The organism is Candidatus Magnetaquiglobus chichijimensis, from assembly GCF_045865675.1.
In the GTDB taxonomy this organism is placed as follows: Bacteria; Pseudomonadota; Magnetococcia; order Magnetococcales; family Magnetaquicoccaceae; genus Magnetaquiglobus; species Magnetaquiglobus chichijimensis.
Map to the genome: position 1 here is coordinate 599,955 of NZ_BAAFGK010000004.1, position 15,153 is coordinate 615,107.

Consider the following 15,153-nt stretch of genomic DNA (forward strand, 5'->3'; position numbering starts at 1 on the left):
TCCCGAGCGTGGAACGTCCTTGCGGGCGTGGCATGGCAGGAGTGTCCGACAAGGGAGACAAGGATGCGCGACGGTGAATCCCGTTTGATTTCAGGGCTCTTTTCCATGGTTTGGGCCGTGCTTCTGGCCGGGGGCGCCATGCTCGTCGGCTTGAGGGTCTTTCGCGAACTGGATGTGGTGGCCCTGGCCCAGTGGGCCTCCCTGCCGTCTTTCCTGAGCATCCCGCTGCAACGACAGGGGGATGGGCTCATCATCGCCACCCTGGCCGGCGTGGTGGCGGGTTTTCTGTTTCTTTTTCTTTTCGGCTACCTGCTTCAGGCCTTCGTCGATGCGCTGCGTCTCGGCTGGGTGGCCCGATCGGTACGCGCGCGTGTGGCCAGCGGCGACAAGAACCCCGCAGCGTGGAGCTGGCCTTATTACGGTCGCTTTACCCGTTTGTGGCGTGAGTTCGCCCGCTCCCTGACCCCGGAATCCCTGCCGGAATCCACCCAGGCCCCGGCGCGAACCGTCTGGGTGGCCCATCTGCCGGCGGATCTGGTCTTTACCCAGCAAAGTCTCGTCGATGTGCCGATGCGGGTCGAGTTCTTCCGCCATCTGCCCGGCATCCTCACCGGCGCCGGCATCGTCAGCACCTTTGCCGGCATCCTCATGGGGTTGACCGGCTTCGACCCCTCGGTGGGCGCCGATCAGGTGTCCCGCGAACTTCAGGGACTCTTCATGGGGGTCTCGACCGCCTTCACCGCCTCCTTTTTCGCCATCATCACCGCCATCCTGGTCACCGTGGTCGAAAAGTTCCTGCTCCATGGGCGTTACGCCCAGGTGATCGCCTTGCAGGGGCTGCTCAACCGGCTGTTTGTGCCGGCGATCGAGCGTGGCGGGGATGCCCTCGCCACCACCAGCGCCTGGGATGGATCGGTCGAGAGGATTGTCGCGGCCATCGAGCGTCTGGAGCCGCTTTTGACCCGCGAGCATGGCGAACGCGAGGATGCGATCATGGCGGTCAACCTGGGGTTGAGCAGCGTCATGGCCACCATGGAGCGGATCGCCGAGAATCTCTCCGCGCGCGAGTCGGAATACCGGCTCCAGCAGCGCGCCTGGATGACCGACATGACCACCCTGTTGCGCGGGGTCGAAGAGGCGTCGCGGCGGCAGTTGGGGATGCTGGAACAGGGGATCGGACGGGAGGTGGCGACCCGCGAGTGGCTGGATGGCCGTCTGGACGGGATCGATGGACATTTGGCGCCCCTGGCAGGCCAATTGAGCGCCATGGGGGAGGGGTTGGCCACGTTGGGCGCCGACAAGAACCGTGACGAGGCCGTTCAACTCACCAGCGCGGAAGCGTTGCGAACGGTGTTGAGCCGCATCGAGGCGCGGCTGGACGAGGGTTTGGTCCGTTTCGGCGCGCTCGGGGAGCTCCATACCCGGGGGAACGACGGTTTCGAGCGTCTGGGAAGCGGATTGGACTCCCTGGAGCGTGGGGTGGGCGAGCTGGCCAGGGGAGTCGGAAGCCTCGGTCAGGGGGTGAGCGATCTGGGGCGGCGGTTGGAGATGCAGTCGGCCCAGCAGATCGAACGTTCCCAGGAGTGGGCGGTGGGGTTGGATCGTCTCGCCGATGGGGTGGAGGCGCAACGCGGCCTCGCCCAGCGGCATTTCGATCTGGATCGGGAGTTTCAGGTCGCCTGGCGGCAGAACGTCGCCGAGATCGTTTCGGGTCTGGGTGGGGTGAGGGACAGCGTGGAGCGGTTGGGCCGCCCTGATGGTGAGGCGGGTCTGGCCGAACGTCTGGATGGTTTTTCCGCCACGCTGGAACCGTTGCTCATCCGTTTGGCGGAGGAGTCGGGGCGTCAAGTCGCCGCGCTGTCCGAGAGACTGGCCAGCCTGGCCAGTCAGCAGGCCAGCGAAGCCGGGAGGCTCCTGGAGCGGCTGGCGGGTTGGGAACGGGTGGTGGTCGAGGGCCAGGCCCTGTTGAGCGCGCTGGATGGACGACTGGAGGCACAGGGCGCCGAAGGGGCGGCCCGGTGGCGCGAAATCCTGGATGCGGTGGCCCGGTTGCGCGCGGGGCTGGACGAGCTGACCGATCGCTTCCCCGAACGCGGGGAGGTCGCGGGGTGGTTGCGGGAGGCGGCCACGGAGTGGACGGCGGGTGCCGAGGCGCGACAGACTCGCTTTGAGGAGCTGGTTCGTGCGGGTCAGGGGGAGATCGCGACGCGGATCGGGCAGGGCGTGGAGGCGATCGAGGCCGTGCGGGCGGGTCAGGGGGAGATCGCGACGCGGATCGGGCAGGGCGTGGAGGCGATCGAGGCCGTGCGGGCGGGTCAGGGAGAGATCGCGACGCGGATCGACGGCGGCTTGCATCTCCTGGAGGCGATGCGCGACGCGGATGCCGGGTTGGATCGGCTGCTCGAAGGGGTTGGGCAGCGTCTGGAGGCGCTGCGCGGCGGGTGGCGCGAGGGGATCGACGACATCGTGGCGCGGGTCGCTCAGGCGGCGAGCCAGTCGGATGGGTTGTTGCGTGAGTTGCTGCTCAAGGTGGAGCGGGCATCCTCGTCCGGCGAGGAGGGGATGGCGCTGCTGTTCGGGGAGATGGGTCGCGAGATGGAGCGGATGCGTCGGCAGATCCGCGAGTCCGCCGGTCAGTTGACCTCGCAGACCCGCGAGTGGTTGACCTCGAACGCCCTGGGTGGCGAGGAGAAGTTGCAATCCCTGGCGCGCGGGGTCTCCGAGGAGGTCAAGAGCGCGTTGCACACCCTGGCCGACGAACGTTCCCAGCAGGAGGGGGATCGGGAGAGCGTGCTGGTGGAGCGGTTGTTGAGCCAGACCGCCGAGCAGGCCGAGGGGGTGAAGGTGGCGGTTCTGGAGGAGCTGGACGAGACCGCCAAGCTGCTGGCCTCGCATCTGCGCGCCTCGGGCGAGGCGTTGGCACGCTCGCGGGAGGAGATGGCGCGCGAGGTGGTGGATGGCATCGCCGCGCGGATGGAGAGCGCCTTTGGCGGGGTGGCCGGGGAGCTGGCCGAGATGCGCGGTCGTCTGGAGGCCGAACGGGCGGCGATGGAGCAGTCGTTGCAAACCTGGGTGGCCGAGGCATCCCGTTCCACGGTCGAGGAGAGCCGGGAGCTGGCGCGCCGGTTGATGGAGGTGCGCAGCCATTTCGACGAACGTCATCAGGGGGTGATCGGGGTGATCGATTCGTTGGGCAAGGGGTTGGAGCGGGATCTGGTGCAGCTGCGCGATGGTCTGTATCACAAGAACGAGGAGTCTACGCGCCACATGGAGAGCCACCTGACCGAGCTTGGTCAGCTGCTCGAGGGGGTGGTGACCTCGTTGGGCCGCGAGCAGAGCGTCTTCATCGAGATGCTCGGCGAACGGTTGGATACGCTGCGGCGCCGGTTGCGGGTCAAGTGACGGCGGGTGGCGGCGATGAACTTCGAAACGATACGCTTGCGGGTGAACGACGCTGGACGGACGACCTCCCTGGTCGATCATCCGGCGGTGCGCGCGGCGGTCTCCGGCAAGGCGCGGGTGGTGGAACGGGTGGAGAGCCTGTTCGATACCCCGGACTTGCGTTTGACCAGCCGGGGGGTGCGGTTGACGGCCTGGCGGTTGGGCGGAAAATGGATGGCCGGGGTCCGGTTCGCGCCTCCGGATCAGGAGCGGGCGCGGGAGTGGGGGTGTGGGGATGGCGACCGTCCCGACTGGAGCGAGCTGAAACGGCAGGTGCCGGAGATGCTTCTGGAGGGGGTGAAGGGCAAGGGACTCGTCTCCTGTTTCACCGTGGCGAGCCGCGAGGAGCGTTGGCGTCTGGAGTATCCGGACGGCACGCGGATCGTGTTGCGGGAGGTGCGTGGTCTGACCAGCGGGTCGTGGGGCGAGGAGAGCTGGCACGAGGTGGCGCTGGAGAGCGAATCCGGGGTGACCGGGCGTTCTCTTCAGACCGCGCTGGCCCTGGCGCGTCACGGCGAGGCGGGTCTGGAGCCTTTTTCCGCCTTCGAGCGGGGGGTGGCGCGTCTGGATCCGGGACGGGTCGTGGTGCCGGAGAGTGTGGCTGGAACGGCTCTGGCCGGCGAGCGATTGATCGATGGGCTGATCCGTCTGGGATGGGCGCAACTGGTGGGGGTGGGGGAGCAACTGGCGCCTCTGCACGCCGGGTCCGGAGCGCGGGCCGCGCGGGCTGCGGGTCATCTGTCCGAGGCGTTGGGCGGTCTGGGGTTTCTGGTCACCTGGTGGGGGGAGTTCCTGCCGCTCGTCTGGCAGCGGGAGATGCTGGCGGAGTTGGCCTGGGCGCGCACGGAGCTGGATGTCTGTCGGGAGCGTGCCGGTCTGCTCGAGCAGTTGCGCGCCCAGTCGATCTTCATCACCCAACCCGAGCCCTTCTCCTCGTTGATCCAGGGTGCGGAGAGCGACCTGGAGCGGGCGTTGCAACGGGCCCGGCAGGCGATGGGATCGGTGCGTTTCGCCCGGCTGGTGTTGGGGATGGCCATCTGGCTGCATGGCGCGGAGGGGGTGCGGGCCGCGGCGGTGGAGAGCGACGCGGCCCACTCTGGACGGTTGGATCTTCCGGTCGAGGGGATGGCCCGCGAGCTGATGCGGGGATTGCATCGGGCCTGGCGCGGGGTGGTCAAGAGCGAGGGGGAGTTCGGCATCGGTCTGCTCGAGCCGACCCGCGAATTCGCGGACTCCCTGCTGGCGCTGGAGCAGGCGGTGATCTGGTTTGGCGGGTTGTTCGCGGAGCGCAAGGCGGGTGGTTATTGCGCGGCGCTGGACGAACTGGCGGGGGCGACCCGGATGTGGCGGGATCTGGAGGCGCGCGGACGGGGCTGGCGTGCCGCCCTGGCGGGTCATCCCCACGACGCGCGTCTCTCCGGCTGGCTCGAGGGGTGGCACGCGGCCCGGCTGGAGGGGGTGATCCAGACGTTTCGTCTGGCGCGGGAGCGTTTTCTGACCACCTCCGCGCCGTTCATCGGACGGGAATGAGGGGTGAAGTCGCACCATGATGGTGTCAATCCGACAAGGGCGTCGATCCGGGGTCGATGAGGGGCCGGGCAATCCGTTCTGGATCAGCTATGCCGATCTGATGACCGCGTTGGTGATGCTGTTTCTGGTGGTCATGAGCATCTCCATGGTGGCGATCGCCTCGCGTCCCATGGTGGAGAAGCGTCAGCGCGCCGGGGATATCCGCATGATCCTCACCCAGCTCGATCTCATGGCCGAGGAGGCGGGGCTGGATCTGCGCGTCAACCATGAGGATCACTCGATCAATTTCGGTGACAAGGCCCGGTTCGCCTTCAACAGTTATCAACTCACCCCCGAGGCGGTGGAGACGTTGCGCGCCTTCGTGCCGGTTCTTCTGGAGGCCCGTGCCGGGGCCGAGGGCGAGCAGTGGATGGAACGGGTTCACATCGAGGGGTACACCGATGCGGCGGGGAGTTATCTGTACAACGTGGACTTGAGCCTCAAGCGGGCCCAGTCGGTGTTGTGCGCGCTGCTCTCCGTGGATCTGCCCCCGGAGAAACTGCGGCGCCTGCAGGAGTTGCTGATCATCGATGGGGCGTCGGTCACGGCCATCAAGTCGAGTCCCGAGGAGAGCCGGCGCGTGGAGATGCGTCTGGAGTTCCGGCGGGTCGGCGATGCCTCGAGCGTCAAGCGTCCTCCCGATCTGCCCATGGGACGGTGCGCCCTGGCGGTGGAGGAGGGGAAGAAGGGAGGGGCGAAACCGACCGCCGGCGAGGTGGGGCGTCTGCCCGCCTGGTTGGATCTGTTCCGAGAACAGTTGCTGGAACCGTGAGGCGGGTGATGCGCGAGTCGGCGAGCAGCGTTCCATGACTGGCCGAACGGAGTCCGGATTCCCGGCATCCCTTCCCGCCACGTCGCGCCGTCGGGCGGCGGTGGCCCTTTCCGGCGGGGTCGATTCCGCGACCGCGGCGGCCCTGTTGCTCTCCCAGGGGTGGGAGGTGATCGGCCTGACCATGCGTTTGTGGGATCATGGCCAGACCCTGCCTGGTCAGGGTCGCACCTGCTGCGCTCCGGAGGATCTCCACGATGCCCGCCGCGTGGCGCAAACCCTGGGAATCCCCTTCTATGCCCTGGATCTGGAGGCGTCGTTCCGGGAGGCGGTGGTGGAGGATTTTCTCGCCGCCTACGCCCACGGACGAACCCCCAATCCCTGCATCCGCTGCAATCAGCTCCTCAAATTCCGTCTGCTGCTCGACAAGGCCATGACGCTCGATGCCGAATTCCTGGCCACCGGCCACTATGCCCGCATCGAGCAGGTCGGTGGGGTGCCGTGGCTGCTGCGCGGCAAGGATCCGAAAAAGGATCAATCCTATTTTCTTTTTGCCACCCGGATCGAGGATCTGGCCCGGATCCGTTTTCCCCTGGGCGGGATGAACAAGGAGGAGACCCGGCGTCTGGCCGAGGGGTTTGGTCTGCATCTGGCCGAAAAACGCGAAAGCATGGATGTCTGTTTCGTGCCGGATGGGGATTATGCGGCGTTTTTCAAGCGCATGGGCCGGGAGGAGAGTCTGAAGCCCGGACCGGTCGTGGATGCGCTGGGACGGGTGTTGGGCACCCATCGGGGCGTTGGGAACTACACCATCGGACAGCGGCATGGGCTGGGGGTGGCGGTCGGCCATCCGTTGCATGTGCTCGCCATCGAGCCGGGCGCGAACCGTCTGGTGGTCGGACCCGCCGAGGCCCTGGCTCGGGACTCCCTGGAGGTGGAAGGGCTGCACTGGCTCGATCCACAGCCCTTGCAGGATCCCATGCCGGTTCTGGCCCAGCTTCGCCACGCCACCCCGCCGCGACCGGCACGGCTGGAACCCCTCTCCGCCACACGGGCGCGGGTGAGCTTCGATTCTCCGCAACGGGCGATCGCGCCTGGACAGGCGTGTGTTTTTTATGACGACGACCGGGTTCTGGGGGGAGGCTGGATCGCATGAATTCTGACCGTGGCATGCCCGTTCGGGAGCTTTACGTTGGGGGATTGGAGAGGGGGCGTATCAAGATTTCATCAAGAAAACACGCTTCCCCTATCGTTTGAAAGCAGGATTTGATAAGGTCTTGATCAGGAAACGGTGCAAGATGATCAAGTCCTGCTATAAACCTTGGAGTAATACATGGTTTTTCAACCAGGACAACAGGTGAACGCATGATCATGCAACGTTTGCTCGACAATATCCCTTTTTTCTGGTCCTTCACCGATGAGGAGAAGGAGCAGCTCATGGGTCTGGATTGCTACTTCGAGACCTATGATGCCGGGGAGTACCTGATTCGCGAGGGCGCGGAGGACAACTCGCTGTTCATCATTCTGAAGGGCACGGCGAATGTCACCAAGAAGTCCCATCCGGATCGGGTGATCACCTTTCTGGAACCAGGCACGGTGTTCGGGGAGATCTCCTTTCTCACCCAGCGTCCACGCACCACCAACGTGGTCGCCAACGAAAAGATGATCTGCTTCACCATCACCAGCGATACGATGCGCGATCTGGATTCCCAGATGCAGCACAAGATCAAGGATCAATTGATCGAAATCCTGGTGCAGAGGCTGGATCAGATGAATCAGACCCTGTTGAACCTGGTGAGATGAGTCGAGCCATGAGGATCGCCAGGGGAGGTCGTTTGGCAAAGGCCAGACAGATGACGCGGGCCATTCAGAGCTTGCCAAGTTCCCCTGGAACTCCCAAAGGGAGGTCCAGGGTACGGGGGGTGTGGGGGTTCTCCCCCCATCAGGCAAAGTATAGGGAGGGAAAAGAGAGGCGCAAGCGCGAAAATGGGTTGACTTGCCAGGCATCAAGGCCGATAAGATGCGTGAGTGGAAGTTTGTCGGGTTTTGTCGATAATCTTTAGGTATGGGACAAAAGACGTTTTTTGGATTGAATCGGGTGTGACATGTTCAACGCCATACCAGCCATCAACCTCCTGGGGACAAGCAATCCGATGTTGGAGCAGTCCAACCTCGTGAAGGTGCCCCATGATATCCGCACGAACAATTCGGAGCGGCTGGAAGCGCGCAACGTCGAAACCGTCAAACAGAACGCCAAGAGTCGCAATGCCCGTCGTCGGCACGAATCCGAGGAGGAGGAACCCGAAGGGGGCGATGAGTCCCTTCCACAACCTCGCCACAAACCAACCATCCAGGAACGCCTTCTTTTGGCCCGGCAGGGCAAGGTGAGTCTCAACCAACGCGCGGTAAACACCTTGTTTTTGCAGCAGGCCAAGAGCGGTGGTGTTTCCAGGGATCCCCAATCCGATCCGGAACGCCCTTCCATAGACGTTGTTGCATGAATTGTTCCTCGTGAAGCGCCGTGAGGGCGTTTCACGACGGGAAGCGGAGTTTTTTTCTCCGTTTTCATGCACGCCAGATCGGTTGGTTGATTGAACATGGAAATCATGATCGTCGGCGCGGGGGTGGTGGGCATCACCCTTGCCAAGAGTCTCACAGGTGAAGGCCACAGCGTGGTCATCATCGACAACGATCTGGGCGTGATCCGCCACTTGCAGGAGACCATGGACCTGCAAGCCGTTCACGGCGACACCTCGGACGGCGCCTTTCTGCTCGCCTCAGGCCTGGACAAGGCCAACATCATCCTGGCGGTCACCAATTCGGACGAAAGCAACATCATCATCACCCTGATGGCGCGGGCGGTCAATCCGTCGGCGCGGATCATCGCGCGGGTGCGCAAAAAGCAATTCCTGGACAATCCGGCCCTTTTGCGCGGCGACAGCCTGGGTGGCGCCACCATCTTCAGTCCCGAATACGCGGCGGTGGAGAACGTGCTCGACCTGTTGCAGGTCGATCAGGCCTTCGAGGTGGTGCCGTTCGACAACGGGTCGATCAGCATCGCCGGCTTCCGGCTCGGCGAAGAGAGTCCGTTGATCGGGCGACCGCTGATGGAGATCGAGGAGCTTTCCAAGGTTGGGGCCCTGATCGTGGCCGTGGACAAGGGGGGCGAGGTGGTGATCCCGAACGGACGCACGATCCTGAACGTGACGGATCGGGTGTTCATCACCACCGGCGCCCGCACCGAACTTGCCAAGATCATCACCCTGCTGGGTCGTCGTCCGGTGCAGAATCGCAAGATCGTCATCGCCGGCGGCGGCTGGAAGGCCGAACAGATCGCCGCGCGCATCGAAAAAGAGGGAATTCCGGTCTTCATCCTGGAAAAACGGCTGGAGCGGTGTCAGGAGTTGGCGGCCAACCTCGATGAGACCGCGGTGCTGCATTCCGACGCCACGGATCCGGAAACCATCCAGAAGATCGCCCAGGGCACCTCCACCTTCATCGCCGTGACCGGCCAGCAGGAGGTCAATCTGGTTCTTTGCCTTCTGGCGCGCAAGTTCGGCGCGCGCCGTTCCATCGCCCTGATGGACAACGAAGCCTATCTCACCATGGCCCCCTCGCTGGGGATCGACGCGGTGGTGAGTCCCAAGCTGGCGGCGGTCGGCAAGATCCTGCGTTTTCTCAGCCATGGCAAGGTCATCGATGCCGCGATGATGCTCAATGGCCGGCTGGATGCGGTGTATGTCGAAATTCAGGAACATTCGCGCATGCTCGGCAAGCCGATCAAGGATTTGGGCCTGCCCAAAACCTTGATCGTGGCCGCGGTGATCAAGAAGGGGCAGATGGTCGTGCCCAACGGCAACCTGGTGCTCAATCCTGGTGATCATGTCCTCTTGATCACCTATCCGGGCTCTTTCCAGCATATCGACGACTATCTGGGACGCAAATGAACCTTCTGTTCGATCTGCGCGTGTTGAGCCTGCTGATCGCCCTGATCACCGGGTTCGAGATTTTTCCGCTGATCCTTGCCTTGTATCTGGGCGAGGATCCCATGGCGCTCATCCAATCGATCGCGGTCTCCTCGGTCGCGGTGGCGATCGGATTGTTCGTCACCCGCAAGGCCCGCCCGGAACTCACGCCGCGTGATGGTTTTCTGATCACCAGTCTCGGTTGGTTTCTGGCCGCCTTTTTCGGGGGCTTGCCGTATGTGTTCCATCCCGAAGGGTTGGACTGGTCTTCGGCCTTTTTCGAAACCGCCTCCGGGTTCACCACCACCGGCTCTTCGGCCATGACCGACATCGAGGTGTGGCCGCAGGGGATTCTGCTTTGGCGCAGCACCACCCATTGGCTGGGTGGCATGGGGATGATCCTTATGGCCATCGCCATTCTGCCGTTTTTGGGGGTGGGCGGCACCCAGCTCATGAAGGCCGAGGTGCCCGGTCCCACCAAGGACCGCATGACCCCGCGGCTGGCCTCGACCGCGCGCGCCTTGTGGGGGGTCTATACCCTGTTCACCGTGGTGGGCGTGGTGGGTTACTGGTTTTGTGGCATGACATGGCTCGACGCGGTGAACCATTCGTTTGCGGCCATTGCCACGGGTGGTTTTTCCACCAAGAATTTGAGCATGGGGCATTTTTCCGATGCTGCCCAGTGGTGGTCGATCGTGATCATGGGTATGGGAGGCATGAACTTTCTGATCCACTATCGGGTGATCGCGTATCGGGACTGGAAGGCGTTCACCTATGAGGAGCTGATAGGCTATCTGGTGATCATCGGGCTGGTCACCTCTTTTCTGGTGGCCAAGTTGATCGGCTGGAACCCGATCTGGAGCTTTGCAGATGTGGTGCGCCATGCGTTGTTCCAGGTGGTGAGCATCATGACCACCACCGGTTTTGCCAGCACCGATTGGGAGCTTTGGCCGCCGGTGTTGCAAATGATGCTGGGTCTGGTGATGGTGGTGGGCGGCATGTCCGGATCCACCGGTGGAGGTCTCAAGGTGGTGCGTGTGGTGGTGTTGCTCAAGACCATTCCGAGCGTCACCATGCGTCTGTTGCAGCCCAACCAGGTGGTGGTCCCGAAGATCGACCATCAACCGATTCCGCGCGAAATTCTCGAGAATGCCGTGGCCCTGTTCATTTTGGCCATGGGGTATGTGTTGTTCGGGGGGATTTTGCTGAATGCGCTTGGATTGGATCTGCTCTCCGCGATGGGGGCCTCCTTGACCGCCTGGGCCAATGTCGGGCCAGGTTTCAACACGGTCGGGGCCATGGACAACTTTGCCCATGTGCCGGCTTTCGGAAAAATCATTCTGGCGTCGATGATGATCGTTGGACGCCTGGAGATCTTCACCATTTTGATGTTATTCTCGCATCGGTTCTGGAAACACTGAATTCCAATCGCGAGGAGTCTTGGTCCTGCCATGGACGATTCTGGGCATCATGTCGGGCAACCGGTGGATTGTCTGCGTTGCCGTCATTTTCAGATCACCTGGGAGGCCGATCACCCGCGCGGCTGTCGGGCCATGGGGTTCAAGACCGCGTTGTGGCCTTGGCAGGAGGTGTTGCGCAGTTCCGGTTCGCCGTGCATGAAGTTCGAGCCCAAGCCGGTGCGGGGGGGCAGGGCGGACGGGGAGGTGGATGGGCCGGTGGTACCGGGGAGTTTTTCGCGCAGGGCGTAGTGGGTCGAGGTCGGTTGATTCCGTGGGATCATGAGGTGACACATGCGAGCGTTTCTTTCTTTGCTGATGCTGTTTCTGTTCGCCGGATTCACCGGCGAGACACAAGCCGAAAGCAGGATCACCGGCCAACCGGTCAGCTACGCGGCCCAGGGCGTGACCCTGAAAGGCTACCTGGCCATCGACGAATCCCGCGACGGCAAACTGCCCGGCGTGCTGGTGGTGCATGAGTGGTGGGGACACAACGAATACGCCCGCAAACGGGCGCGCATGCTGGCCGAGATGGGCTACGCCGCCCTGGCCGTGGACATGTACGGCGATGGCAAGACTGCGGAACATCCGGATGATGCCAATGGATTCTCCTCCGCGCTTTTCAAGGATTTCCCGACCGCCCAGGCCCGTTTCGAGGCGGCCATGGCCTTTCTGGCCCAACAACCCAAGGTGGACGGAACCCGCATCGCGGCCATCGGCTACTGTTTCGGGGGCGGCATGGTGCTCAACATGGCGCGCCAGGGCGTGCCGCTGAAAGGGGTGGCGAGCTTCCACGGCGGCCTGGATCCGATCGTGCCAGCCAAACCAGGCGCGGTGAAGGCCAGGATTTTGGTTCTGCACGGGGATGACGACCCGATGATCCCGCCGGCCAAGGTCGAGGCCTTTCGAACGGAGATGAAGGATCTCGGAGCCGACATGCGGTTCGTCGGTTATCCGGGGGTGACCCACGCCTTCACCAATCCCGAGGCCACGGAACTCGGCGCCAAATTCAAACTCCCGATCGCCTATCACGCCGAGGCGGATCAGAAATCATGGCAGGAGCTGAGCACCTTTCTGGCGGCGATTTTCAAACCCTGAAGATCACCCGAGGTTGCATCGCGGGAGCGCGCGGAGTACTCTTCCGCCGGGGTGGGGGCTTCATTCGTCATTAATTTTTGTTGCGTACAGAGGATGAATTGCCATGGGTGATGTCAAGATTCTGCTCGATGAGTCGGAAATCCCGAAACAGTGGTACAACGTGGCCGCCGATCTGCCGGTTCCTCTGCCGCCGCCGCTCGGACCGGATGGCAATCCGATCGGCCCCGAAGCCCTGACGCCGCTTTTTCCCATGGCGCTCATCGAACAAGAGGTCTCCACCGAGCGCTGGATTCCAATCCCGGAGCCGGTGCGGGATATCTATCGCATGTGGCGTCCCTCGCCGATGTTTCGCGCCCGTCAGCTCGAACAGGCCCTCGGCACGCCGGCCAAGATCTACTACAAATACGAGGGGGTGAGCCCCGCCGGATCCCACAAGCCCAACACCGCCGTGGCCCAGGCCTATTACAATCAGAAAGAGGGCTGCCGCCGCCTGACCACCGAAACCGGCGCCGGACAATGGGGATCGTCGATCGCGCTGGCTGGCGCGATGTTCGGCCTGACCGTGCGGGTCTACATGGTGAAGGTGAGCTATCAGCAAAAACCTTTCCGCCGCTCGATGATGGAGACCTGGGGCGCCGAGGTGTTCGCCAGCCCCACCAACATGACCCAAAGCGGTCGCGCCGCCCTGGCCCTGGATCCGAACACTCCCGGCTCGTTGGGCCTGGCGATCTCCGAAGCGGTCGAGGATGCCGCCAGCCGCGAGGATACCCACTATGCGCTGGGTTCGGTGCTCAACCATGTGGTGCTGCATCAGACCGTCATCGGCCTGGAGGCGCGGGAGCAGTTCAAGAAGATCAATGAGTTCCCGGATGTGGTGATCGGCTGCTGCGGCGGTGGATCGAACTTCGGCGGCACCGCCTTCCCGTTCTTGATGGACAAAGCCTCGGGCAAGCAGGTTCGCCTGGTGGCCGTGGAGCCGGACTCCTGCCCGACCTTGACCAAGGGCCGTTACGCCTACGATCATGGCGATACCGCCAAGTTGACCCCGCTGCTGCCCATGTACTCCCTGGGCCATGACTTCATCCCGCCGGGGATCCATGCCGGTGGTCTGCGTTATCATGGCGATTCGCCCCTGGTCTCCCATCTGGTCCACCTCGGATTGATCGAGGCGGTGGGCGTGCCGCAGTTGGCCACCTTCCAGGCTGGTGTGCTGTTCGCCCGCTCCGAGGGGATTCTGCCCGCACCGGAAGCCAACCATGCGGTGCGTGTCGCCATCGACGAAGCGCTCGCCTGCAAGCAGACCGGCGAGGCGAAGACCATCTTCTTCACCCTTTCGGGTCATGGTCACTTCGACATGGCGGCCTACGATCGCTATTTTGCCGGTGATCTGGAGGATTATGCCTATCCCGAAGAGAAGATCAACGCCTCATTGGCTGCCCTGCGTCCGGTCTCCCTGGGCTGAGGTGGTTTGATGGGGGGTTGACCGTCACAGGCATCGCGATTCAAACGTGTCGCGTTGACGGTCAACCCCCATCCTGTACGTTACAGGCATTCCAAATCCTGGCGTTGCCCGCATGGGGACGCCAGGTTCCCGGCATCCGCCGCGCATGGAATTTTTCCAGAATCCCCACCACACATCCAGCGCGACTCCGGGCGATCAATCTTCTTTGTCGATTCGCCAAAGTTTCTCCTGTGCAAGGCCATGTGATCCTGCAACTTGTTGCATGATGGGGGGAGCCCTCTTCACCCCCCTTGCCATGAACCTCCCTGGCGGGAGTTTCGCGGTCTTGCATGATGGGGGGGGAGCCACCCCCTCACCCCCCTTGCCATGAACCTCCCTGGCGGGAGTTTCGCGGCAGTCGGATTCTGGTCGATTCAGGTTGTCAGGCTTACAATAACGGCATAAAATTGGATGGCTTGAGCGGGCTGTTATTGATTGTGTCAATCTGTATTATATGCATAATAAATCCGTGTGATGGTTTATATTCTAGTATACCATTGGCTTCGTGATCAGGAAACCGTGATGACGCAAACCATGATGGCTCGCAATCGTATCCTGGCCCTGCTGTTTGGTCCGCTCCTCGGTCTGGTGGCCGGGACCGGCGCCTGGGCCGATCCGGTGAAGTGTGGCGATCGACCGATCCTCCTGGGATTCTACGAAAATGGTTTTTTGTACGACAAAGGGGTCGGGATCAACCAGGATATCGTCGAGGAGTTGCGCAACCGGAGTGGCTGCCGGTTCGCAACCAAGGTGATGACACGGGCACGCATCTGGGCCGATCTGGCCTCGGGCGATCTGGACATGAGCGTATCCGGGCTGAAAACCGCCGAGCGGGACACGTTGTTCTGGTTTCTCGACTACATGCGCATGAAGACCTATGCGATCGTCCACAACGACGTGGCAAGCCGGGTGCAGAGCGCCCGGGAGTTCCTGCATCAAACCCGGTTGCAGATCGGGGTGGTCAGCTCCTTGAAATATGGCAGGACGCACGATTCGTGGTTGGAGCAACTGCGACTGGCCGATCGTGTCCAGGAGACGCCGGAGGTAGAATCGATCTTTCGAAAACTCCAGAGCCATCGGGTGGATGTGGTGTTCGCCCAACCACCGGTGTACCGGAAATATCTGCGCGATCTGGCCATGGACAATCTGGTGGAGGTGCAGGACTGGTCACCCGAGGAGAAGGGGCAATCCTATGGTCTGGTGCTGTCCCGGAGCCGGTATGATGCCATGGATGTCGAACAGTGGCGTGCCTTGATGGAAGAGATGAAACGGGAAGGTGTGTTGCGCACGATCTTCTTGAAATATCTCCCGGCCAAGGATGCGGATGCGATGTTGTCTGAATGAATTCGGCTG

12 protein-coding genes are annotated in these 15,153 nt (G+C 62.9%); 11 read left to right on the top strand and 1 reads right to left on the bottom strand.

All coding sequences use genetic code 11. From position 1 onward, the window contains the following. Window positions 1–63: 63 nt before the first annotated feature. The 8 genes from ACOY6C_RS07010 (at window position 64) to ACOY6C_RS07045 (ending at window position 11,165) form a co-directional block, all read left to right on the top strand. Window positions 64–3,402, top strand: coding sequence for a hypothetical protein (locus ACOY6C_RS07010; RefSeq protein ID WP_420904767.1), 3,339 nt, complete (start codon window positions 64–66; stop codon window positions 3,400–3,402). Window positions 3,403–3,417: 15 nt separating this feature from the next. Next, the gene (locus tag ACOY6C_RS07015; RefSeq protein ID WP_420904768.1) at window positions 3,418–4,971 is read left to right on the top strand and encodes a CYTH domain-containing protein; all 1,554 of its coding nucleotides are present in this window, start codon (window positions 3,418–3,420) and stop codon (window positions 4,969–4,971) included. Window positions 4,972–4,987: 16 nt separating this feature from the next. Continuing rightward, on the top strand, window positions 4,988–5,782 hold the full coding sequence (locus tag ACOY6C_RS07020) for an OmpA/MotB family protein (protein WP_420904769.1): 795 nt from the start codon (window positions 4,988–4,990) through the stop codon (window positions 5,780–5,782). A 34-nt stretch (window positions 5,783–5,816) separates the two neighbouring features. Next, window positions 5,817–6,935, top strand: a complete 1,119-nt coding sequence (gene mnmA, locus ACOY6C_RS07025; RefSeq protein ID WP_420904770.1) for a tRNA 2-thiouridine(34) synthase MnmA — start codon at window positions 5,817–5,819, stop codon at window positions 6,933–6,935. Between the two features lie 209 nt (window positions 6,936–7,144). Then, window positions 7,145–7,582: a Crp/Fnr family transcriptional regulator gene (locus ACOY6C_RS07030; RefSeq protein ID WP_420904771.1), complete on the top strand. Its 438-nt coding sequence runs from the start codon at window positions 7,145–7,147 to the stop codon at window positions 7,580–7,582. A gap of 302 nt (window positions 7,583–7,884) precedes the next feature. Next, window positions 7,885–8,280 carry a hypothetical protein gene (locus ACOY6C_RS07035; protein WP_420904772.1) on the top strand — a complete coding sequence of 132 codons (396 nt, stop codon included), beginning with the start codon at window positions 7,885–7,887 and terminating at the stop codon, window positions 8,278–8,280. A 96-nt stretch (window positions 8,281–8,376) separates the two neighbouring features. Next, on the top strand, window positions 8,377–9,726 hold the full coding sequence (gene trkA, locus ACOY6C_RS07040; protein ID WP_420904773.1) for a Trk system potassium transporter TrkA: 1,350 nt from the start codon (window positions 8,377–8,379) through the stop codon (window positions 9,724–9,726). Further along, window positions 9,723–11,165, top strand: coding sequence for a TrkH family potassium uptake protein (locus tag ACOY6C_RS07045; protein ID WP_420904774.1), 1,443 nt, complete (start codon window positions 9,723–9,725; stop codon window positions 11,163–11,165). The genes trkA and ACOY6C_RS07045 overlap by 4 nt, the downstream gene beginning before the upstream one ends. Window positions 11,166–11,275: 110 nt before the next feature. Here the strand turns inward: ACOY6C_RS07045 and ACOY6C_RS07050 are convergent, their stop codons facing one another. Further along, on the bottom strand, window positions 11,276–11,485 hold the full coding sequence (locus ACOY6C_RS07050; protein ID WP_420904775.1) for a hypothetical protein: 210 nt from the start codon (window positions 11,483–11,485) through the stop codon (window positions 11,276–11,278). A gap of 10 nt (window positions 11,486–11,495) precedes the next feature. Between ACOY6C_RS07050 and ACOY6C_RS07055 the strand changes: the two genes are divergently transcribed. From ACOY6C_RS07055 to ACOY6C_RS07065, 3 genes are all read left to right on the top strand, one after another. Beyond that, the gene (locus tag ACOY6C_RS07055) at window positions 11,496–12,299 is read left to right on the top strand and encodes a dienelactone hydrolase family protein (protein ID WP_420904776.1); all 804 of its coding nucleotides are present in this window, start codon (window positions 11,496–11,498) and stop codon (window positions 12,297–12,299) included. Window positions 12,300–12,402: 103 nt separating this feature from the next. Further along, window positions 12,403–13,761: a TrpB-like pyridoxal phosphate-dependent enzyme gene (locus tag ACOY6C_RS07060; RefSeq protein ID WP_420904777.1), complete on the top strand. Its 1,359-nt coding sequence runs from the start codon at window positions 12,403–12,405 to the stop codon at window positions 13,759–13,761. 561 nt (window positions 13,762–14,322) lie between these two features. Beyond that, a complete protein-coding gene (locus ACOY6C_RS07065; protein ID WP_420904778.1) occupies window positions 14,323–15,144 on the top strand; it encodes a substrate-binding periplasmic protein in 822 nt (273 codons plus the stop codon). Window positions 15,145–15,153 lie beyond the last annotated feature (9 nt).